General features: G+C 61.9%; 21 protein-coding genes. 1 reads left to right on the forward strand and 20 read right to left on the reverse strand.

The window, feature by feature from the left end; all coding sequences use genetic code 11:
• Window positions 1–85 precede the first annotated feature (85 nt).
• The 8 genes from BMZ79_RS23855 to BMZ79_RS23890 form a co-directional block, all read right to left on the reverse strand.
• On the reverse strand, window positions 86–1,420 hold the full coding sequence (locus tag BMZ79_RS23855) for an ABC transporter permease (protein ID WP_090644863.1): 1,335 nt from the start codon (window positions 1,418–1,420) through the stop codon (window positions 86–88).
• Window positions 1,413–2,315 carry an ABC transporter ATP-binding protein gene (locus tag BMZ79_RS23860; RefSeq protein ID WP_090644866.1) on the reverse strand — a complete coding sequence of 301 codons (903 nt, stop codon included), beginning with the start codon at window positions 2,313–2,315 and terminating at the stop codon, window positions 1,413–1,415. The genes BMZ79_RS23855 and BMZ79_RS23860 overlap by 8 nt, the downstream gene beginning before the upstream one ends.
• The gene (locus tag BMZ79_RS23865) at window positions 2,316–3,215 is read right to left on the reverse strand and encodes an ABC transporter ATP-binding protein (RefSeq protein ID WP_090644869.1); all 900 of its coding nucleotides are present in this window, start codon (window positions 3,213–3,215) and stop codon (window positions 2,316–2,318) included. It abuts the gene before it with no gap.
• A complete protein-coding gene (locus BMZ79_RS23870; protein WP_090645156.1) occupies window positions 3,212–3,652 on the reverse strand; it encodes a GntR family transcriptional regulator in 441 nt (146 codons plus the stop codon). Before BMZ79_RS23870 ends, BMZ79_RS23865 begins: the two co-directional genes overlap by 4 nt.
• A 23-nt stretch (window positions 3,653–3,675) precedes the next feature.
• Entirely contained in the window at window positions 3,676–4,401 is a 726-nt protein-coding gene (locus tag BMZ79_RS23875) for a hypothetical protein (protein ID WP_090644872.1), read from the reverse strand.
• Between the two features lie 597 nt (window positions 4,402–4,998).
• Window positions 4,999–5,526: a hypothetical protein gene (locus tag BMZ79_RS23880; RefSeq protein ID WP_090644875.1), complete on the reverse strand. Its 528-nt coding sequence runs from the start codon at window positions 5,524–5,526 to the stop codon at window positions 4,999–5,001.
• Between the two features lie 167 nt (window positions 5,527–5,693).
• Window positions 5,694–7,151, reverse strand: coding sequence for a (Fe-S)-binding protein (locus tag BMZ79_RS23885; RefSeq protein WP_371263781.1), 1,458 nt, complete (start codon window positions 7,149–7,151; stop codon window positions 5,694–5,696).
• Window positions 7,144–8,559, reverse strand: a complete 1,416-nt coding sequence (locus BMZ79_RS23890; RefSeq protein ID WP_090644877.1) for an FAD-linked oxidase C-terminal domain-containing protein — start codon at window positions 8,557–8,559, stop codon at window positions 7,144–7,146. The genes BMZ79_RS23885 and BMZ79_RS23890 overlap by 8 nt, the downstream gene beginning before the upstream one ends.
• 169 nt (window positions 8,560–8,728) lie before the next feature.
• On the opposite strand from BMZ79_RS23890, the gene BMZ79_RS23895 reads away from it, so the two are divergent.
• Window positions 8,729–9,436, forward strand: coding sequence for a FadR/GntR family transcriptional regulator (locus tag BMZ79_RS23895; protein WP_090644880.1), 708 nt, complete (start codon window positions 8,729–8,731; stop codon window positions 9,434–9,436).
• A 159-nt stretch (window positions 9,437–9,595) separates the two neighbouring features.
• On the opposite strand, the gene BMZ79_RS23900 is transcribed toward BMZ79_RS23895, so the two are convergent.
• From BMZ79_RS23900 to coxB, 12 genes are all read right to left on the reverse strand, one after another.
• Window positions 9,596–10,141, reverse strand: coding sequence for a D-lyxose/D-mannose family sugar isomerase (locus BMZ79_RS23900; protein ID WP_090644884.1), 546 nt, complete (start codon window positions 10,139–10,141; stop codon window positions 9,596–9,598).
• Window positions 10,142–10,186: 45 nt separating this feature from the next.
• Window positions 10,187–11,410: a carbohydrate kinase family protein gene (locus tag BMZ79_RS23905; RefSeq protein ID WP_256253063.1), complete on the reverse strand. Its 1,224-nt coding sequence runs from the start codon at window positions 11,408–11,410 to the stop codon at window positions 10,187–10,189.
• A 2-nt stretch (window positions 11,411–11,412) separates the two neighbouring features.
• Window positions 11,413–12,573, reverse strand: coding sequence for a Gfo/Idh/MocA family protein (locus tag BMZ79_RS23910; RefSeq protein ID WP_090644887.1), 1,161 nt, complete (start codon window positions 12,571–12,573; stop codon window positions 11,413–11,415).
• Window positions 12,574–12,575: 2 nt separating this feature from the next.
• Window positions 12,576–13,421 (reverse strand): class I fructose-bisphosphate aldolase, encoded by an 846-nt coding sequence (locus BMZ79_RS23915; RefSeq protein WP_090644890.1) that lies wholly within the window; start codon window positions 13,419–13,421, stop codon window positions 12,576–12,578.
• A 98-nt stretch (window positions 13,422–13,519) separates the two neighbouring features.
• Window positions 13,520–14,281, reverse strand: coding sequence for a DeoR/GlpR family DNA-binding transcription regulator (locus BMZ79_RS23920; protein ID WP_090644893.1), 762 nt, complete (start codon window positions 14,279–14,281; stop codon window positions 13,520–13,522).
• 22 nt (window positions 14,282–14,303) lie between these two features.
• The gene (locus tag BMZ79_RS23925; RefSeq protein WP_090644896.1) at window positions 14,304–15,341 is read right to left on the reverse strand and encodes an aldose 1-epimerase family protein; all 1,038 of its coding nucleotides are present in this window, start codon (window positions 15,339–15,341) and stop codon (window positions 14,304–14,306) included.
• A 124-nt stretch (window positions 15,342–15,465) separates the two neighbouring features.
• Window positions 15,466–15,915, reverse strand: a complete 450-nt coding sequence (locus BMZ79_RS23930; protein ID WP_371263787.1) for a DUF420 domain-containing protein — start codon at window positions 15,913–15,915, stop codon at window positions 15,466–15,468.
• Window positions 15,916–15,964: 49 nt separating this feature from the next.
• The gene (gene ctaG, locus BMZ79_RS23935; protein WP_090644902.1) at window positions 15,965–16,867 is read right to left on the reverse strand and encodes a cytochrome c oxidase assembly factor CtaG; all 903 of its coding nucleotides are present in this window, start codon (window positions 16,865–16,867) and stop codon (window positions 15,965–15,967) included.
• 83 nt (window positions 16,868–16,950) lie between these two features.
• Window positions 16,951–17,265: a cytochrome C oxidase subunit IV family protein gene (locus BMZ79_RS23940; RefSeq protein ID WP_090644904.1), complete on the reverse strand. Its 315-nt coding sequence runs from the start codon at window positions 17,263–17,265 to the stop codon at window positions 16,951–16,953.
• 3 nt (window positions 17,266–17,268) lie between these two features.
• Window positions 17,269–17,889, reverse strand: a complete 621-nt coding sequence (locus BMZ79_RS23945; RefSeq protein WP_090644906.1) for a cytochrome c oxidase subunit 3 — start codon at window positions 17,887–17,889, stop codon at window positions 17,269–17,271.
• Complete coding sequence (ctaD, locus tag BMZ79_RS23950; RefSeq protein WP_177222306.1) at window positions 17,886–19,739, reverse strand: cytochrome c oxidase subunit I; 1,854 nt, start codon at window positions 19,737–19,739, stop codon at window positions 17,886–17,888. The genes BMZ79_RS23945 and ctaD overlap by 4 nt, the downstream gene beginning before the upstream one ends.
• A 68-nt stretch (window positions 19,740–19,807) precedes the next feature.
• Window positions 19,808–20,851 carry a cytochrome c oxidase subunit II gene (gene coxB / locus BMZ79_RS23955; RefSeq protein WP_090644912.1) on the reverse strand — a complete coding sequence of 348 codons (1,044 nt, stop codon included), beginning with the start codon at window positions 20,849–20,851 and terminating at the stop codon, window positions 19,808–19,810.
• Window positions 20,852–21,051: the final 200 nt, after the last annotated feature.

The raw sequence follows: 21,051 nt of genomic DNA on the forward strand, positions 1-21,051 counted from the left end.
TTCCCGTAAAATGTGGTAGGACGCGGTTCCTCCGCTCGTCATTGTCGGCGGCGGCGAACGGCGATAAGATAAGCCCCGGCTTCCCTTAGCGGTATGCCCGCATCGCCTTGAACAGCTCTTTCATCGACGGCTTCTTGCCGTACATCAGCACGCCCGCGCGGTAGATCTTGGCGGACAGCCAGCCGGACGCCAGAATCGTGACGACCAGCACCGCGATCGACAGCCATACCTGCCAGATCGGCGGGTCGGACAGTCCGAGCCGGACGACCATCGCGTACGGCGAGAAGAACGGGATGAACGACGAAACCTTGATCAGCATCGAGCCCGGCGCGTTCAGCCCGCCGAACATGCAGATGTAGAAGCCCGCGAGCGACAGCATCGTGATCGGCAGCACCGCTTGGCCCAGATCCTCCGTCCGGCTGACGATGGAGCCGACGGCCGCGAACAGCGTCGCGAACAGGAAGAAGCCGGTCAGGAAGAACAGAATCGCGTAGACGAGCAGGACCGGATCGATCTTGTCGAGCGAGATGCCGAGGTCGCCGAGCTTGTCGGCGTTCTGCGGCAGCGTCATGTTGATGACGATGACGACGATGTAGACGGCCAGTTGCGTCAGCACGACGAGGAACATGCCGAGGATTTTGCCGAACATCGCCTTCAACGGCGCCACGCTCGTGATGAGGATCTCCATGACGCGGGAGCTCTTCTCCGCCGTGATCTCGCTCGCGATCATCTGGCCGCTGATCATGATCGCCATGAACAGCATGAAGAGGATGACGTACACGGTCACCATGTCCATGGCCTGCTGCTCCTTCGTCTTGCCGGTGCCGATGGAGCCCGCGCCTTCGGCCGTGGAAATCTGGACGGTGTCGAACTGAATCGGCTTCGTCAGCAGCGTCTTCAGCTCGTCGCTCAGCCCGCCGCCGTTGATCACGGCGTCCATCTTGACCGCCTGCAGCGCCGTCGTGAGCGACTGCGACACCTTGGACTCCATCAGGCTCTCGGACTTGTACGTGACGGCGGGGAAGCCGCCGCTCGCCGGATCCGGCGCGAATGCCACGTAGCCGTCGACGACGCCGTCCGCGACCGCCCGCTTCAGCGCCTTCTCGTTCGCCTCCGCCGAGCCGGCGTCCGCGATCGGCACGAGCTTCAGCTCCGGTTTCTCCTGCGCCGCGTAATGCTTGCTGAGCATGTCGGCGATGCGCGTCGGCGTGAACAGCTCCGACTTCGCTTGGTCCGCCGCGCTGTTCACGTAACCGACCGCCGTCGGCTTGCCTTCGCCGCTGAACTTGGAAATCATGTAGGGCAAATTGATGCCGATGCTCATGATAATGGCGATGATGATCGTCGTGATGAGAAACGCCTTGCCCCGCAGCTTGTTTTTGGCCGTGAATCCGACCACCGTCCGGAAGCCGTTATTCATGGTTCTCACCTACCGTCTTAATAAAGATTTCGTTCAGCGTCGGTTCCATGATCTCGAAGCGCTGCACCCCGGTCTGCGCCATCGCCAGCTCCAGGATTTCCCTGCCCGCCGCTTCGTCGTCGACGGACAGCTCGTAGCCGTACTCGTGGCGCGCGACGCTCCGGACGCCGTCCGCCGTCTCCAGCCCGGTCACGTCGCCGTCCGTCGCCAGAATGACGCGCTCGCGCGGAAACTGCTTTTTGATCGCCTTCAGATTGCCCTGCAGCACGGGATTGGACTTGTGCAAAATCGTGATGTTGCGGCACAGCTCCTCGACATGCTCCATCCGGTGCGTCGAGAACAGGATGCACGAGCCCGCGTCGCGCAGCTCCTTGACCGTCGACTTCAGCAGCTCGACGTTGACGGGATCGAGGCCGCTGAACGCTTCGTCCATGATGACGATGCGCGGGTTATGAATGACCGCGGCGATGAACTGGATCTTCTGCTGGTTCCCCTTGGACAGCTCCTCGACCTTCTTGCCGTAATACTCCGGGACGCCGAACCGGTCGAGCCAGCGCTTCAAGTTCAGGTCGGCGTCCTTGCGGGACATGCCGCGCAGCTGCGCGAGGTACAGAATTTGGTCGCTCACCTTCACCTTCGGATAGAGGCCGCGCTCCTCGGGCAGGTAGCCGAGCCCCTGCAGCTGCTCCTTCCCGTATGCCTTGCCGTCGTACAGGATCTTGCCGGAATCGGGATAAATAAGGCCGAGCACCATGCGCATCGTCGTCGTTTTGCCCGCGCCGTTCGCGCCGAGCAAGCCGTAAATCTCGCCGGGCGCGACGTCGAAGCTGATGCCGTTCACGGCGGTCTTGTCGCCGTACTGCTTGAAGACGTGATTGAGCGATAAAGCGTTCATTTACATAACTCCTCTCGCATGTTCGGTGAGATGCATCAGGATATCGTCCAGCTCCAGCTTCTGCTTGCTGACGAGCGTCGCGCCGGCTTCGGCCAGCCAGCGCTCCGCCGCGTGCGCCGAATCCGTCACGATCCGGTACGTCGTGCCCCCGGCCGCTTCGAAGCCGCGCAAGCCGGGCATCCCCTTCCAGTCGGTCGACCTTCCCGCGTCGTCGACGTACATCGTCTGCCACGACTCCTGCAGCGCGTCCTTCTCGTACATTCCGAGTACCCGGCCGTGGACGACGAAGACGATGTAATCGGCCAGCCGCCGGACCTCGTCCACGATGTGGGACGCCATCACGATCGTCCGGTCGCCCCGCTCCATGTAGCGGTGAAGGACGTCGATCATCGTTTTCCACGCGATGGGGTCGAGGCCCGAGGACGGTTCGTCGAGCAGCAGCAATTCCGGATGATGCGCCATCGCGAGCGACAGGTCGTACTTGCGCCGCATCCCTTTGGACATTTTGCCGAGCTTCAGCCCGGCGTCGATCTCGAAGCGCCGAAGCAGCTCGCGGTAGTAATTGACGTCCCAGCCGGGGTACCACGGCCGCACGAACGCCGCCTTCTGGTCGCCGGATATCTTGTCCTCGAGGTCGATCGCTTCCTCCGGCACGTACCCGATGCGCGTCTTGTACGCCGTGTCGTCGCCGTCGCCGACCCGCCGTCCGAGCAGGCTGACGCGTCCCGCGTCCGGCCGCCCCAAGCCCAGCATCAGCCGGAACAGCGAGCTTTTGCCGGAGCCGTTCGGTCCGACGATCGCCGTCACGTACCCCGCCGGGATGACGAGCTCGACCGGTCCCAGTTCGAAATGCGCCCTGCGCTGCACCAGCCCTTCGATCGCCACAGCCGCTTCCGTCATGTCGGTTCCCCCTCCTCGCCCGATGGCGTCTTCGCTTGTCCCGTCTCGTACGCCGCCCGTTTCCGCCGCAGCGCTTCGAGCAGCATCTCCACCAATTCGCCGTCCGTAAAACGCACCCGAACGCCCGCGTCCGCCGCCGTCTCGATCGCCTCCAGGACCGCGCCTCGCCGCTGATTGTCCCGCAGCGCGTCGTCGACCTTGGCCACGAACGTGCCCGTTCCCTGGCGGGTGCGCAGCAGGCCTTCGTTCTCCAGGTCCTGGTACACCCGGCGGATCGTAATGACGCTGCATTTCGTCTGCTGCGCCAGCTCGCGGATCGAAGGCAGGAGCGTGCCCTCCGGCATCTGCCCGCTGACGATGAACGCGCGGAGCTGCACTTCGATTTGGCGGTACAGCGGTTCCGCGCTCTGTTCATTCAATTGGATCGGTATCCACACCGCCGCCACCCCTTTCCCGGCTCCTAGAGCAGATTGCGCTTCGCAAGCTGCCTCCGGGCCAACCGCGCGACGAGGAACGTGGCAAGCGCGCCCGCCAGCAGCGCGACGGTCGGCCAGACGGCCCGATGATCGCGGGCCGCTTCGATCGAAGCGAACATCAGGCTCGTATGCGTCAGCCACAGCACGATGCCGACGAGCACGTAAACCGCCACGTAGCTGAGACAGACCGCGAAGTAGACCTTGCCGTGCAGCGTCTGCTCGAAAAACACGTACGTGGCGCCCGCCGCCATCGCGTAGCCGTACCACGTCAGCGCGTACAGCGCGTAAGCGCCGGGCGAGAGCAGCTCGCGCATGCCGCTCCCGCTTATGACGGCATACTGCAGGGTGAAGAAATACGCGGCCACGACCGTCAGGACGACGACGTGCTGCACCATCCGCGAGAGCACGATCGCATTCCAACTGATCGGGAGCGTGCGCCAGTATGCCAGCTTGCGGGAGAACGGATCGCGGCTCCAGTAATGCATCATGTTGCGGTTCATGACGAACGCCATGTTCGGCAGGATGGTCAGGTAGAGGAAATCGCCCAGCCAGCCGAAGCGGCTCGCCGTCCCTTTCTCCCACATGTCCTGGAACACCGGCATCATGACCACCGCGACGTAAGTGAAAAACACGAACGTAAATATCAATCCGCCCCAGGAACGCCGCCCTTCGGAACGAAGCAGCGTCATCGCGCCTTGCCAAGTCGTCATCGTCGCTTCAGCTCCTTCGGTTTATATACTGTATATATTCATATACACAGTATAATCACTGCTCAATCGGATTGTCAATGGCTGGGAAAGGGAAATTTCGGAAATTGACGGCGGGGGGGGGGGGGGGGGGGGGGGGGGCGGAGCGTCGTTAGTCGTTATGGCTGGCGAGGTGCGGGAGCGGTTCGAGGGGCGGAAGATGCCGTGGGCGGGTGATGCGGCGATTTCGTCGGCGATTGGCGAATGTGCGGGACTACGTACCGTTCTTGTAGCGATTTCGCCTCTGTTTAGCGAATGAGCGGTACTACGTACCGTTCTTGCGGCGATTTCGCCTCCTTTTGGCGAATGTGCGGGACTACGTACCGTTCTTGCGGCGATTTCGCAGGCATTTGATCGTTGTGCGGTACTACGTACCGTTCTTGCGGCGATTTCGCCTCCTCTTCGTGAATGTACGGGACTACGTACCGTTCTTGCGGCGTTTTCGCCGCCGCCCGGCCTATATACGGAACTACGTCCCGTTCATCGCGACGGACGCATGTCCCCGCGCCAAAATAAAAAAACCGCCAACCCTGCGCCATGCGCCTGGTTGGCGGTTCAAGCTCAATTGATGCGTTCCCGCGGCGCCGGGGAGCAGCCGGCGCACGTACAGCCGGCCCCATGCCGGGCACGAAGCGTCACGTTTGGCCCGGCGCCCGCTCCGGCGCCCGGATTGGCGACGGGTGCCCGCCGCCGTTCGCCGCCGGCCTCCGGACTACCGTCCATCGCCTTCAGCATGTGCAGCAGCTCCTCGTCCTCCTTCATCCGGGCCGCGAGATCGAAGTAGATGTCGCTTAGCTGCGGCGGGGATGCCTCTCGGTCATATTCCCCGGGAAATCGGCTCAACGCCCGGACGGCTGGCCGTTTTCGGCCGAACGGACGCACCCGCCCGCGGGGGACCGCCGGAAGGGCGGCCGCCTCCCGTTTTAGCAAGAACAGCAGCAGCAGCGCCGAGACGAGCATCACGACGCCGGATTTCCAGGAGGCCGTAAAGCCGAGCACCAGGAAGGCGAGCAGAATCGCCGGGTAAATGAACACGGCGGTAAACAGAAAGATCAGCAGCCTGGCGAGGAGCGACGTGAACGCGTTCATTGAAGCGCAACCCCCTTGCACCCGATGTTACTCATACTTATGCGGCGAGGGGTTATCCGTATTTTGAGCATTCGGTGGCGGGCAGCCGACTATCCGCATCGCCGCTCGCCCCGCATCAAAAAAGCAGCCCGGGACGTCATCGTTCCGGGCTGCTTGCTTGATGACGCTTAGGCGTCTTTCCCGCACATCCGCTCATGCAGAAAATCGACCAAATGAACGGCTTTCATTTGCCCGCCCATGCCGTGCTTCTCGATGCCGTGCTTCATCTGCAGCAGGCAGCCGGGATTGCTCGTCAGCAAATAACGGGCGTCGGTCCGCTTCACGTGCTCCATCTTGTGATCGAGGATCCGCCCCGCCATCTCCGGTTCCGTCAGGTTGTAAATGCCGGCCGAGCCGCAGCAGCGCTCCGCTTCGAACAGCTCGACGAACTCGGCGTTCGCCACGCTGCGCATCAGCTTCCGCGGCGCGTCCGAGGAGCGCATCACGTTGCGCAGATGGCACGAGTCCTGGTACGTGATGCGGACCTGCTCGCCCGACGCGAAACCGACGCCGCCGCTGCACGAACCGCCGCAGCCGCCGCCTCCCGCGGCATGGCCGCCGACGACGGAGCCGGCACCGGCCGCGACCGCCGCCTGCGCCGGGGTCCGCAGCCGTCCGTGCTCGACGAGCAGCTTGCTCACGTCGACCGCGCGCTTCGCGAACCACGCCGCGTCGTCCGCCCATTGCGGCTCGTCATGCAGCAGATGATCGTACTCGACGAGCAAAGCCCCGCAGCCGCCCGCGTTGGAGACGATCCACTCGACGCCGCCCGCCTTGAACGCCGCGATGTTGCGCTTCGCCAGCGCCTTCGCGCCGTCCTGCTCGCCGCTGTGCGCGTGCAGCGCGCCGCAGCAGTTTTGCGACTCGGGGATCACGACGTCGAAGCCCGCTTCGTTCAGCAGCTCGACCGTGTGCTTGTTCGTCTCCGTGAACAGCACGTCCATGATGCAGCCCCGGAACAGGCCGACCGTCGCGATCCGCTCGCCCTTCGCCGGATGGAACGCGCCGATCTGCTCCGCGACGCCCTTGTACGAGGCGTCCGGCAGGATCGCTTCCATCTCGCGCATATGCGCCGGGAACAGCTTCATCAACCCGGCGCCGCGCGCGAGCTTGCGCAGGCCGGTCCGCTGGTACAGCATGAGCGCGCCGCCGAGCAGGCGCATCCGGTTCTGGTGCGGGAACAGCCCGTCGAACGCGGTCCTCCGCGCGGCCTTCACCCACCAGCGATGCGTCGTCGTATGCCGCTCGACGGAGTCGCGCGCCTGCTCCAGCAGCTGGCCGTACTTGACGTCGGCCGGACAGGCCGGCTCGCACGCGCGGCAGCCGAGGCAGTGGTTCATCTGCTTCTCGAACGCCTCGTCCGGATCCAGAATGCCGTCGGCGACCGCCTTCATCAGCGCGATGCGTCCGCGCGGCGATTCCGCCTCGATGCCCGTCTCGCGGAACGTCGGGCAGGCCGGCAGGCAGAAGCCGCAGCGCATGCAGTTCGTCAGCTGGTCGTAATCCAGCGTCCGCTTCAGCGTCGTGGCGAGCTCGCCGCAGCCGCCGGCTTCCGCCGGAAGGAGATCGCTCAGCGTCTTAGCCACGGTGCAGCACCACCCTTTTGCGCGCCGATTTGGCGAACATTTTGCCCGGATTCAGGATGTTATGCGGGTCGAACGCCTTCTTGATCGCCTGCATGACCTCGATGCCGGCCACGCCCACCTTCCATTCCAGGTACGGCGCCTTCACGAGCCCGACGCCGTGCTCGCCGGTAATCGTGCCGCCGAGGCGGATGGCCGCTTCGAAAATCTCCGCGAACGCCTCTTCCACGCGGTGGATCTCGTTCGCGTCGCGCGCGTCCGTCGTCGCCGTCGGATGCAGATTGCCGTCGCCGGCGTGGCCGAACGTGCAGATCGTCACGCGGTGGCGCTTCGCGATCTCGTTGATCGCGAGCACCATGTCGGCGATCTTGGAGCGTGGCACCGTCGCGTCCTCGAGGATCGTCGTCGGCCGCAGCCGGGCCAGCGCGGTGAACGCGCTGCGGCGCGCCGTCAGCAGCTTCAGCGCCTCCGCTTCGTCGGCGGCGATGCTGACGCGTTCGGCATTCTCGCCGCGGCAGATCTCCGCGATCCGCGCGATGTCGCGCTCGACCGTCTCCGCCTCGCCGTCCTGCTCGATGAGCAGGATCGCGTCCATGTCGAGCGGCAGGCCGAGCTTCGCGAAATCGTCCACGACGCGGATCGTCGGGTTGTCCAGAAACTCCAGCGTTGCCGGGATGATGCGGCTTTCGATGATTTTGGACACGGTCCGCGCGGCGCCGTACAGATCCTTGTACATCGCGAGCATCGTCTTCTTCGTCTTCGGCGGCGGAACGAGCTTCAGCGTCGCCTCCGTGATGACGGCGAGCGTGCCTTCGGAGCCCACGAGCAGCTTCGTCAGGTCGTAGCCCGCGACGTCCTTCATCAGCTTGCCGCCGGTGCGGATGATCTCGCCGCTGGCCAGCACCGCTTCCAGGCCGATGACGTAGTCCTTCGTCGTCCCGTACTTGAGGCCGCGCAGGCCGCCGGAGCATTCGGCGATGTTGCCGCCGATCGTCGAGATCGCCATGCTGCTCGGGTCCGGCGGGTAGAACAGGCCGAGGCTTTCCACGTGCGTAATGAACGCTTTCGTGTTCAGGCCGGGCTGGACGGTAGCGGTCAAGTTCTCGAGGTCGATCTCCAGCATGCGGTTCATCCGGTGCATGACCATGACGACGCCGCCTTGAACGGGCACGGTGCCGCCGCACAAATTCGTCCCGGAGCCGCGGCTGATCAGCGGAATCCGGTGCTCCTGGAGCACCTTGACGATCTCGGATACCTGGGCGGTCGTCTCGGGATAGACGACGCCGTCCGGCAGCGATTGCAGCATCGGCGTGCCGTCGTACGAATGGGTAACGAGCGATTCCGGATCGTCCTTGAACCATCCCGGGCCGACGATGGCGCGAAGCTTGCCGGCGACTGCTTCTTGCAGCATGGATAACTCCCCTTTGATGAAGTATAATGGAAAATAGATCAGGTCGTCTGATGACTTTGTTTTGAAGGTAGTATAGCATAAGATGGGAGAATGCTAAACCCCGAAAATACCGGTTTCGCTCCCGCATCCGCCATTCATTCGCCATCGACGCGCCAAGGAGGCCCGCTACATGTCCCATCACGAACGCCCGCTCAAGAGCAACGAGTGGGTCGCCCAGCAGCTGCTGCTCAAGCTGACCTCCGGCGAGCTGTCGCCCGGCGACAAGCTGCCGTCGGTCGTCGACCTCGCCGCCGAATACGGCGTCGGCCGCTCCACGATCCGCGAAGCGCAGAGCGCGCTGAAAGCAAAAGGTCTTCTCGACATCCGTCAAGGCGGCGGCACGTACGTCAAGTCTCCGCCGGAGGAGCCCGCCTTCGCGCAGGAAGCATGGCTGGGCCGCGCGGATTCGCTGCTTCAGCTGCTCGAGGTGCGCAAGGTCCTCGAGACCGGTTGCGCCGGCCTCGCGGCGAAGCACCGCACCGATGACGACCTAGTCGCCTTGAACGCGACGCTGCGGGAGATGGAAGAGCGCCTGGGCGACGAGGCGTTCGGCGAGCAGGCAGACGTGCGGCTGCACGAGCGGCTCGCGAAGGCGACGCATAATCCGATGCTGGCGGAGCTCATGAAGTCGCTGTCGGAGCGGCTGCACGAGAGCATGCGCGACACGCGGTCGCTCTGGTTCTACGCGGAGCATCGGTCCGCGAGCCGGCTGCTCGAGGAGCACCGGTCGATCGTATCCGCCGTCGCGAGCCGCGACGAGGCGCTCGCCGCCTCTCTCATGGAGCGGCATCTCGCCAAGGTCGAGCAAGTACTGCGCGAAAAAACCGGCATCCGCTAGGGGATGCCGGTTTTGCTTTTACGGGTTGCTGTCCGATTTGCTGATACGGTTTTGCTTTTACGGTTTTGCTTTACGATTTTGCTTTACGGTTTTGCTTTTACGGTTTGCTGTTACGGTTTGCTTTTACGGTTTGCTTTACGGTTTGCTGTTACGGACCGGTCAGTCCTCCGTTACGACGGGAATCCGCACCACGTTCGGATCCGTGAAAATATCGAATTCGTCCCGGCTCGTGCTCGAGAATTCCGAAACGATCGCGCCCGTCTCCCCCGCCTGGAACCAATGCTTCGTGCCCGGCGGAATCGTGTACTGCTGCCCGGGATGCAGCTCGATCTCGTGGAACACCGTGTAATAGGCCTCGCTTCCGGCCGGCACTTCGGCCTGGATCGTGCCGCCGTTGCCGCCTTCGACGTACAAATAGACGACGCCGTGCCGGCAGCGGAACGTTTCCGTCTTGCCGGGATCGTCCCCGACCGGCGGGTGCAGATGCTCCGGACAGGTTTGGTTCGGGAACAAGACAAGCTCCTTCGCGCAATAACGGTCCGTATTGATATACGTGACGAGCTGCAGACCCTGAAGCTCCAACTTGCCGAGCCCGAACTCCGCCACCTCGACGTGTTCCCTCTCCTGCGGCGTTAAAATAATGCCGATCGCGTCCAACATATCCGCGGCGCGATGCTGCGCCGCGACGACTTCGCTGCGTTTCATGCCGTCACCCTCCTGGTATGATAGTATCCGCATAATGATTTCCAGTCATCCCTGCCGAAATCCTTTTTCTGCCGGGCCGTGCCATATCCCTTGTTCGTCCTCCCGCCAGCCCGGCAGCGACAGCCTCACGCCGCGCTTGCGCCAGCCCGCGGCCATGCGCGCCTGCACGGCCTCCCACGTCGGGACGCCGCTCGTCGCGTCCGCCTGCTCCACGTTGCAGGCCCCGACCGCGACCGCGCCGCCGACGCACGCCTCCGGGCCGAGCCCCTTCAACAAGCCCGCGAGAAAGCCCGCGATCGTGCAGTCGCCGGCGCCCGTCGTGCCGGCCACCGCGACTTCGAAGCACGGCGCGAGCAGCTCCCGGCCGCTCCACGTCTCGAGCGGTACCGTGGACGCCACGGCGCCCATTGCGGCCAGCCGGTCAGCGTCGTCCGTCGTTCGCAGGTAGAGGCCGTGCTCGCCGAGCTTCAGCGCGACGACGGCGGCCCCGAGCGCCAGCAGCTCCTCCGCGAGCTCGCGCAGCAGCGGCCCGTCGGCGAACGGCAGCAGGTCGCTGCCATGCGCGGCAGCCAGCGCGTCGTAATGTTCCCGCCGCAGCATGTAAAGGATCTCTTCGAAGCTCGGCAGGAACACGTCGACGTACGGGAGCGCTTTCACAAAAATGCCGCGCCAATCGGCTTCTCCCGCCGGCGACGCCGGGTCCGGCTTCGCGAGGTCGAGCGAGACCGTCAGCCCGCGCCTCTTCGCCTTGGCGAGCAGCCCGCCGAGCTCGCCGCCGCCGTCCGCGTACATTCGCCGCATGAGCGGCGGATAGCCGAAATGGAACAGCCTCGCCCCTTCCAGCGCCTCCTCCCGCAAGTCGCCCGCGGCGAACGTGTCGTTCGCGCCGGTGCAGTGCAGGAAGATGCGGTCGATGTTCGGCGGGCTCACCACGAGCGTGTAGGACGTCGGCTCGCCCGGCGAGACGATCATGCCGTCCGCGAGCTCCTGCCCGTAGTCCCGCAGCACGCGCGCGATCGCGCCGCCGAACAGATCGTCGCCGATCTTGCCCATCAGCTTCGCCGGCACGCCGAGCCGGTGCAGCGCGAGCCCCGTGTTGGAGACGGCGCCTCCGGTGGCGATGCGCGCCGAGCCGATGTCGACCAGCTTGCCCGGGACGAGCATCGTCCCCATCCCGTCCTTCATCTCCGGCATCGCCGGAATGACGTCCAGGCAAATATGCCCCGCGACGACGACCTCGGCCGCCCCGCGCGTAGCCGTTCCGTCCACGGTCAATTCCCCCAATCGATCGCCGCGGTCGCGCCGTCGCGCTCCGATGCCAGCGCCGCCGTGAAGACGCGGTGGCTGCCGAGCGCTTCCTCCGGCGTCGCGCAGCGGAACGGCTGCGACATGCCGTCCGCGCCGTGGGCCAACTCGTCGCAGAACGCCGCCCACATTTGCAGGATGGAGTCCGAGAAGCCGAATTCGAAGATGCCGCCGGTGATCGTGCCGTACGCCGACTTATACGGCGCGTCGACGATGTGCCATGCCTGCGGCCGGCCCGGCGAATACGGCAGGGACGCCACCTGCTTCGGATGCTTCGTGCTGAATTCCGCCGACAGCTCCGTTCCCTGAATGCGAATGAACCACGTGTTGGCATGCCCCGGCGCGATCCGCTTCGTCGAGAGCACCATCGGAAACCGCAGGTCCTCCGTCCGGACGTCGCAGGCGAGAATGGCGTTGTCCCACGTCTCGCACGGCACGGTGCCGCCTTTGCCGTCCGGGCGTTCCGGCACGATTTTGCTCAGCAGCGCGCGCACGTTCGCCGGCCGCCAGCCGAAACGCAGCGGCAGATGCAGCACGTGCATGCCGAGGTCGCCCATGCAGCCGTATTCGCCGTTCGTCGCGATGCGGCGCTTCCAGTTGATCGGCTTCGCCGGGTCGAGGTCGCTGGAGTGCCAGAAGCCGGCCTCCACCTCGATGATGCGGCCGAACCGGCCTTCGTTCACCCACTGAACGATCTGCTGCGCGCCGGGGTAAAACGGAAATTCCGACGAGCAGCGCACGACGACGCCGGGATGGGCTGCCAGCGCGGCTCCGATGCGCGCGTTCGCGTCCGCGTCGATGCCGAACGGCTTCTCGCCGAGCAGATGCTTGCCGGCTTCGATGATGTCGACGTAGAGCTGCGCGTGCAGGTGATGCGGAACCGCGCAGTAGACCGCCTCGACCTCGTCGTCCGCGAGCAGCTCCTTATAGTCGCCGTACGCGCGCTCCACGCTCGGCACCTGGCGCGTGAACCATTCCGTCGCCGCGGGGTTCGCGTCGCACACCGCCACGATGCGCGGCTCGAAGTCGACGCCTTCGAGATGCAGCCATCTGGCGGCGGCGCTTGCGAATTCTTTACCCATCAGGCCGCAGCCGATAACCCCGAAACGGATCATTCGTTTGCTCATGGCTACCGCGCCTCCCCGCCGACCAGCATCGCCAGCGCCTGCTCCGCCGGCGCGCCGTGGTGCACGATCGCCATAAGCGCGTTCGTCATGCCCGCAGGATCCGGGTGCTGGATGACGTTGCGGCCGTAGACGATGCCGGAGGCGCCTTGCCGCATCAGCTCGACCGTCCGGGCGACGATCTCTTCGTCGCTTGCCCGGCCGCCCCCGCGCACGAGCACCGGCACGCCGGACGCGACCTCGATCACGCGGTGGTACTCCGACACGTCGTCGCACGGATCCGCCTTGATGACGTCGGCGCCCAGCTCGACGCCCTGACGCACGAGCGGCATGATTTTGCGGATGTCCCCGTCGACCATGTACCCGCCCTTCGCTTCGTTCGGCAGCATGACGAGCGGCTCCACCATGAGCGGCATGCCGTATTTCTCGCATTCGCTCTTCAGCAGCGAGATGTTGCGCACGCACTGGCGATGCAGCTCCGGCTGGTTCGGCAGCAGCAGCAGGTTGACGCATACCGCGACGGCGTCGAGCGCTACCGCCATCTCGATCGCGCGGTCGATCAGCTCGCTGAACAGGAAGCGCGGCAGCTCCGTGCCGTAGATATTCGCGGCGTCCGTACGCAGCACGAGCCCCGGCTTCCGCTTGCCCGGCACCTCCTGCAGCCATTTCGCCTGCCCGATGCTCAGCTGGATGCAGTCCGGGTTCGCCTCCACGATCGCGCGCACGGCCTCCCGCATGTTTTCGATGCCGCTCAAGAACGAAATTTCATTGAAAAACCCGTGGTCCACCGCCACGTCGAAACATTTCCCCTGCTCGCCGAACATCCGGTTAAGCCTTGGTTTGACCGACATCCGCCATCCATCTCCCTCTGTTCTGTTAGAACAAATAATGTCCGTTTATAACATTATTTTAATTCACGAGCTGGAATCTGTCTATCAAAATGTTCGATTCAAACATAATGGCTTGCGACCCATATCTCGACGCCTTGGTCCCGGCAAGCCTGCAGCAGCTCCCCGTCCGGCTGCGCGTCGGCGATGATCCGGTGCGCTTCGCCGAGCGCGGCAAACGAGAACAGCTCCTTCGCCCCGTACTTCGTATGGTCGAGGACGACGTTCACCTCCGTCGCCTGCGCGATCGCCATCCGCTTGATCTCGGCCTCGTACAGATTGGAATTGCTGAAGCCGTGCTTCGCCGTCAGTCCGGTCGCGCCGAGAAACACGCGGTCGAACGCCATTTTGCCGATCGCCTCGACCGTACCCGGCCCGACCAGCGTCGATGTGGCCTCGAGCGCCATTCCCCCGGTCACCACCGTCGTGATCCTCCGCTCCAGCAGCTCCATCGCGATATTGAGCGCGTTCGTCACGACCGTGACGTTCTGCTCCGCCTTCAAGTAACGCGCCACGTAGAGCGTCGTCGTTCCGCCGTCGATGAAGACGGCTTCGTTCTCCTTCACCAGCGACGCGGCGGCGCGGCCGACGGCCTGCTTCTCGTCGGTCATGACGCCGGTCCGGTCGCCGATCGCGACGTCCTTCGACGCCAAGATCGCGCCGCCGAACGTCCGTTTCGCGTAGCCGGCCTGCTCCAGCTTCTCGAGATCCCGGCGGATCGTCATCTCCGTCACGCCGAAATGATCCTTCAATCCGCCGACCTTCACTTCGCCGGCGCTCTCCAGCATGCCGAGCAGCTGCCGCTGCCTGTCGTTCAAGCTCATTGCATAGCCTCCTCGAAGATCGTCATTCGATCGACAGCTTCAATTCGTAGCGCGCGGTCTCGCCCGGTTCCAGCATCCGCAGCGTGCCGCGTTCCCGTTCGGCCGCCATGCCCTCCACGCCGCAGTTCGCCGGCTCGATGCCGAGCGCGTGCACGCCGGCCCCCGGCATCTTCCACTGCACGAGGCGCGGCAGCGTGTCCGTCTTCCACGCCAGCCTGACGGTTACGGGCGCCGAATGCCCGCCGCCAAGCGGAAACTGCGGCTGATGCAGCGCGACCTCCGCCCGGCCGTCCGCCGTCTTCGGCAGCTCGTGATAATAGACGCGTTCCTCGTACCCCGGCGACGGCGCTTCCCACCGATCGTGCCCGTCAAGCGGGACATTCGGATCCCTTGGCGTAACGCGGCTGCCCGGAAACGCGATCCGCGTCGCCTCCGTCAGGAGCGGATACCCGAAATTGAAATGGTACAGCATCATATGCGGACAAGGCCGGAAACCGGCGTTCTCCACCTCGTCCCGGATCTCGATCGCGTTCTCGCCGAGACGGCTTCGAATCTCGCGCCGCAAGCGCAAGTGCCCGCCGAAAATCGACGTCTCTTCCACGACGCCGCGCACGCGCAGCTCCAGCTCGTCGCCGACCCAGACGGCTTCCGCGGCCACCTGCTTCGCCGGCGTATGATGCGCGCGGCCGTGCTGTCCGTAGGCGACGCCGTCCACGGTGCTCGGCGATCCCGCGCTGATCAGACCGCAGGTCATGAACAATCCTCCCGCGGCCGTCCGCAGCCACCCCGTCCCCTGATCGTCGTAGTAGGACGGATGCGCGTCGCCATTCGCCGACTGCCAAGCCAGAGACGCGCCCGCGAACGAAGCCGCCGATATATCCAGCCCCTTATCCGGCGTGACGTCGTACGCCAGTCCTGCCCCGGTCCGCACCGCGAGGATCGACGTTCCCGACTCGTTCCCCTCCGCCAGCGTCATTTTTCGAATGCCGCCGATCTGCTCGATCCTTCCCACGCGCGCCTCGATTTCCCTTCTTGTGTACCGCTTGCCGTGCAGCAGCATCGGCTCTCCCTCCTTGTTCGAAACAAACAAGAGATGTTCTTAACTAACATTCATTGTACAAAAAAGCGGTAAACCTCACAAGGAGATTTACCGCTCGTTACGCTATGTCGTTGTCTATTGCGAATTAGCCGCCGAACAGCACGTCCAGCACCGGTTTCGTATGGCCGCCCGGGTACATCAGATAGAGCAGCACGTAGACGATGACGCCCGTAATGGCCGTGAAAAACCAGATGACCGACGTTAGCCGTCCCCATTTCCGGTGCTTGTTGAAGCTCTTGCGGAATGCGAGCGTTAAGGTCGTGATGCCGAAGATCGCGCCGACCGTCGCGAGAACGATATGAAAGAAGAGAAACGTCAGATAATACGGCTTCATTTCGTCCGAACCGCCCCAGTCGGTGTTGCCGACGAACACCGTGCGGGACATATAGATCAGGAAGAACAGCAGCGCGGAGACGGCGCCGGCAAGCATCACTTTCTTATGCGCTTCCAGTTTGCGTTTGATCGCGAGATTCCAGCCGATCGCCACCAGAATCGCGCTGATGACGATGAAAGACGTACTGATCGTAGGCAAAATATCGTACTTTGACAAGATGCATCCCGTCCGTTTCTGCACAAATATGCGTTTAATTCAAAGCGCCGTTGTCGGGAATTTCGTCATCCGCCGAATCTCCGTGCTCTTTTTTATACCATTGAAAGAAGACATAGGCGAGGATGCAGCCGTACATGACTTCTTGAACGAGCTTCATAATGACGCCGCCGAGCTGTTGATCGTCCTTCGGGGACAATAGATTGAAGAAGCTGGGGCCGGAAAACTTCGACAATAGAATCGTTGGATCGCCCGCTACGCAATAGCCCATGGCTTTCGCCCACACTTCCGGATCGTTGTACGTCGCGTACATGGACTGACCCGAGAAGATAATGAGCGCGCAGGCCGGCGTAAGCAGCAGCCCGTTCGCGAAAATATAAGCCATTTTCCGCACGTCCGTCAAGCGATGCCACTCCGGTACCGGACAAGCGATCTGCCACCACATCATAAACGAAGTGACAAGCAATACCAAATAGTAGATTCGATGCACGGTGAAATGCGTCATGACGTAGTCATGCACCACCGGGACGTGGTAGAGCGAGAACAGCATATTAAACAGCACGAGCGTGAAGATCGGATGCATCGCCCCATCGAGCTTGGACCAGAAGGACGCCCGGAACGCCCGGCGCCAAATAAACGCGGGAATGCCGAGCAGCAGCAGCGGGGGCGCGATCAAATACGATAACGACATGTTGACCATATGGAACGTAAACATCAAATGGCCTAGCAGCTCGAGCGGTCCGCCTTGGGCCATGTAATAGCACACCATGCCCGACACGAACAACGTCTTCTGCACGCCGGTGACTTTCGGCTCCGACGGCGCATGCTTTTCCTTCCAAGGTCCAGCTAAGTAGAAATAAAGGATGACTAACGCTGTCATCAAGAAGAAAAACCATGGGCTCCACAACTCTTCAAAGCTGAAATATTGCAATCCGAGCATGTTGGTACCCCTTTCCAAGGCAACACTCATTTACAACAAAAGAGGGGTCGGCAAGGACCTCCCCCTCTTCAATTTATGGACGTTTACCACCAAGCCCAGTATTCGGCCATGATGACAATCGTGAATACGACGAACACACCCATCAGAATGCCGATAATCGGGAACGCGTGACCGCGATCCTTCATGTGCATCCAGAAGCCCATTTGGACGAAGACCTGGATGGCCGCCATAAGAACCAGGAACATATAGATGAACGTGGTATTGATTTCGCCCGCCGCAACCATCGCGAACGCGATGATTGTCAGGAGGATGGACATGATGAACGCGACGATGTGTTTCTTTGGACCTTCGTGTTTGTGATGCTTTTGCTCTTCGACTGCGGAATGTTGTTCGGACATTCTTTAGCCCACCTTTCCCATCAAATACACGACGGTGAAGATGAATACCCACACGACGTCGATAAAGTGCCAGTAAATACCGGCTACATATATCTTCGGAGCCGTTACCACGGTCAAGCCTTTTTTGAAGATCTGCAGGATCAGAAGCAGGATCCAGAGAACCCCGAACAAGACGTGCGCGCCGTGGAAGCCGACCAGCGTATAGAAGGACGTACTGAACGCGCTTGTCGAGAACTTGTGGCCTTCATCTACGTAGTTCGCGAACTCGTAAACCTCGAGGCCGAGGAACGCGGCGCCAAGCAGAATCGTGACGACCAGCCACGTAATCATCGCCTTCACTTTGTTCATGTGCATCGCTTGAATCGCGAACACGCTCGTCAAGGAAGACGTAAGCAGGATGAACGTCGCCCAAGCCGTAATCGAAAGCTCGAAGAGCTCTTGCGAAGTCGGGTTGCCGTCGCCGACTTGATGCCGAAGCGCAAGGAACGCGGAGAAGAGCGTACCGAACAATACGGTTTCGGCGCCAAGGAACAGCCAGAAGCCGAGTACCTTGTTGCGCGCCTCGAGCGTCGCTTTCTCTGGCTCGTGCGGCAATTTGCCGTCTACGTGCGAATGTGCGCTCATGCTTTTACCCCCTTATCCCCAGTAATTTCATCCGGTTCGATATGGAAGCCATGATCGTCGTACACCGAACGCAGGAACATGCAGGCCAGCGTAATCGCCAAGCCGAGAATCGCTACGATATGGTTGTTGAACAAGAACGCCTTGAAGCCGTCGCCGTAATCGCCTTTGCCGTACATGAAGCCCAGACCGGCGATAAACAGGCCGACTGCCATGATAAGCGGAAGAATCGAAGGCGATGGCATGTGGATCGAGCCGAGCGGCTCGGCCGGCAGCATTTCCTTCTTGCCGTCCATCTTTTCTTTCCAGAAAGCGTCGTAACCGCGAACCAGCGGCGTCTGCGCGAAGTTGTACTCCGGAGCCGGGGACGGAATCGACCATTCCAGCGTACGGCCGTCTTCCCACGGATCGTTCACCGCGTTGCGCGGCTTGAGCGACGTGATGACGATGTTCAGCAGGAAGAAGATCGTGCCGAGGCCCATCAGGAACGCCCCGATCGTACTGATCATGTTCAAGTTGTTGAAGCCTTGGCCGTCCAGATACGTCCATACGCGGCGCGGCATCCCCATCAGGCCGAGGAAGTGCTGCACGAAGAACGTCAGGTGGAAGCCGATGAAGAAGGTCCAGAAGCAAAGCTTGCCGAGCCCTTCGTTCAGCACGCGGCCGAACATTTTCGGCCACCAGTAGAACAAGCCGGAGAACAAGCCCAGAATCAAGCCGCCCACGATTACATAGTGGAAGTGGGCAACGACGAAGTAGGAATCGTGATACTGGAAGTCCGCCGGTGCGGCAGCGAGCATAACACCGGTAACGCCGCCCATGACGAACGTCGGAACGAAGCCGACGGCGAACAGGTTGGCGGTCGTGAACCGGATGGAGCCGCCCCACATCGTGAACAGCCAGTTGAAGATTTTGATCCCCGTCGGTACGGCGATCAGCATCGTGGCGATGGAGAACAGCGCGTTCGCGACCGGTCCGAGACCCGTCGTGAACATATGGTGCGCCCATACCATGAAGCCCAGGAAGCCGATCAGCACCGTTGCGAAGACCATGGAGCTGTACCCGAACAACCGTTTGCGCGAGAACGTGCTGATGACTTCGGAGATGACGCCGAAGGCCGGAAGGATCAGGATGTACACCTCAGGATGTCCGAAAATCCAGAAGATATGCTCCCAGAGAACGGCGTTGCCGCCGTTGGTCGGTTCGAAGAAATTGCCGCCGAATAGCCGGTCGAACATCATCGCGACCAAACCTACCGTCAGCGCAGGGAAAGCGAACAGGATCAGCGCGGAAGTAATGAACGCCGTCCAGGTAAACATCGGCATCCGCATGAAGCTCATGCCCGGCGCGCGCATGTTAATGATCGTGGCCAGGAAGTTGATGCCGCCGACCAAGGTTCCGATACCGGCGATTTGAAGACCGATGACGTAGTAGTCGACGCCGTGTCCGCCGCTGAATGTCGGCGTGGCGAGCGGCGCGTACGACGTCCAGCCCGCATCCGGCGCTCCGCCGGCGAACCAGCTGACGTTCAACAGGACGCCGCCCGCGAAGAACGTCCAGAAGCCGATGGCGTTGACGAACGGGAACGCGACGTCGCGCGCGCCGATCTGGAGCGGCACGATCGCGTTCATCAGCGCGAAGATGATCGGCATCGCCGCGAGGAAGATCATGGTCGTACCGTGCATCGTCAGCAATTCGTTAAACGTATGCGCCGCTACGAAATCGTTGAGCGGTTTCCATAATTGAATCCGGATCATCAGCGCTTCCAGGCCGCCGACGAGGAAGAAGAAGCCGCCGGCGATCAAGTACAGAATGCCGATCTTTTTATGGTCAACGGTCGTTAGCCAGTCCATCAGGCCGCTATACCGTTTAACCGTATGTGCGTGAGCCAAAGTAGGTACCTCCTTCATTCCGTCACTGTTTAATAGTCTAGTTTCAATCCCGCCAAGTACTTAGCGATGGCTTTCACTTGATCTTGGGTCAGATCGACCTTCGGCATGAGCGTGCCTGGTTTAACCGCTTGCGGATCCGAGATCCACTTCTCGAGGTTATGCTCGACCGTGCCTTCGTTTTTGTATTTCGGGTCGTCCGTGTTGACCAGGATGCCGGCTACCGTTTGACGGCCGCCGATGCCCGTCAGGTTCGGGAACGCAGGTCCGCCGTTGCCGCCGATGGCGTGGCAGGACAGACATTGTTTATTGAGCAAGTCCGCGACTTCTTGATCCTGCGGAAGCGCAACCGGATTTTTCATTGCCGCTACCCAGCGATCGAACGAAGCTTTGTCCACGACTTTCACTTTGAAATCCATCAGGGAGTGCGAAGGACCGCAGAGCTCCGCGCACTTGCCGAGGAATACGCCGGTATGGTCGGCTTTGAAGTACATCGTGTTAACGTTTCCGCCCGGGTTCGTGTCGGTCTTGCCGGCCAGGGACGGAATCCAGAAGGAGTGAAGGACGTCCGCCGTCTTCGCTTCCACCGAGATGATCGTGCCTTCCGGAATCAAGAGCTCTTGGGCGGTCTTGACGCCGAGCTTCGGATATTCGAATTCCCACCAGTATTGGTGTGCGGTTACGTTAATTTGAATGGCATTCGGGTCTTTCGTGTAGTCTTTGGCCAGACCGAATACCGAATTGACCGTCGGAATCCCGATAATGATCAGGAGCACAATCGGAATAACCGTCCAGATAATCTCCAGCTTGTGATTGCCTTCCACTTGAACCGGGATCGACTTGTCCCCCGGGCGGCGGCGATAACGAAGAATTACGTATCCAGCGATTGCAAATACGACCAGAACGACGATAACCATGATCGTGATCGTAAGTTTCATTAGTCCGAACTGTTCTTCGGCTACCGGCCCTTGCGGTCTCAGCGTCGACAGGTCAGCTCGTCCGCAAGCTGACAGCAGCAACACCATTCCGGCCAGAAGCGGCAATAGCCGTTTTAGAACGTGCCACCGATTCATCATCAATCAACCCCACTTTTTACGTTTTGACAGCAGCCGTAGACAGTGCAAAAAGCGGCTCTGCTGCTTGCAAATCCTGATGTTTAGACAACTTCCGCAATCTAATCACTTTAATAAATATAAAGTTGCAGGTGCTTTTTGTCAATCTTCCCAGAGATGTTCACAAAATGTTCTCATAGCCTGAAAATCCTTGATTTTCGGCG

The organism is Paenibacillus sp. UNC496MF, assembly GCF_900113915.1.
GTDB lineage: Bacteria > Bacillota > Bacilli > Paenibacillales > Paenibacillaceae > Paenibacillus_Z > Paenibacillus_Z artemisiicola.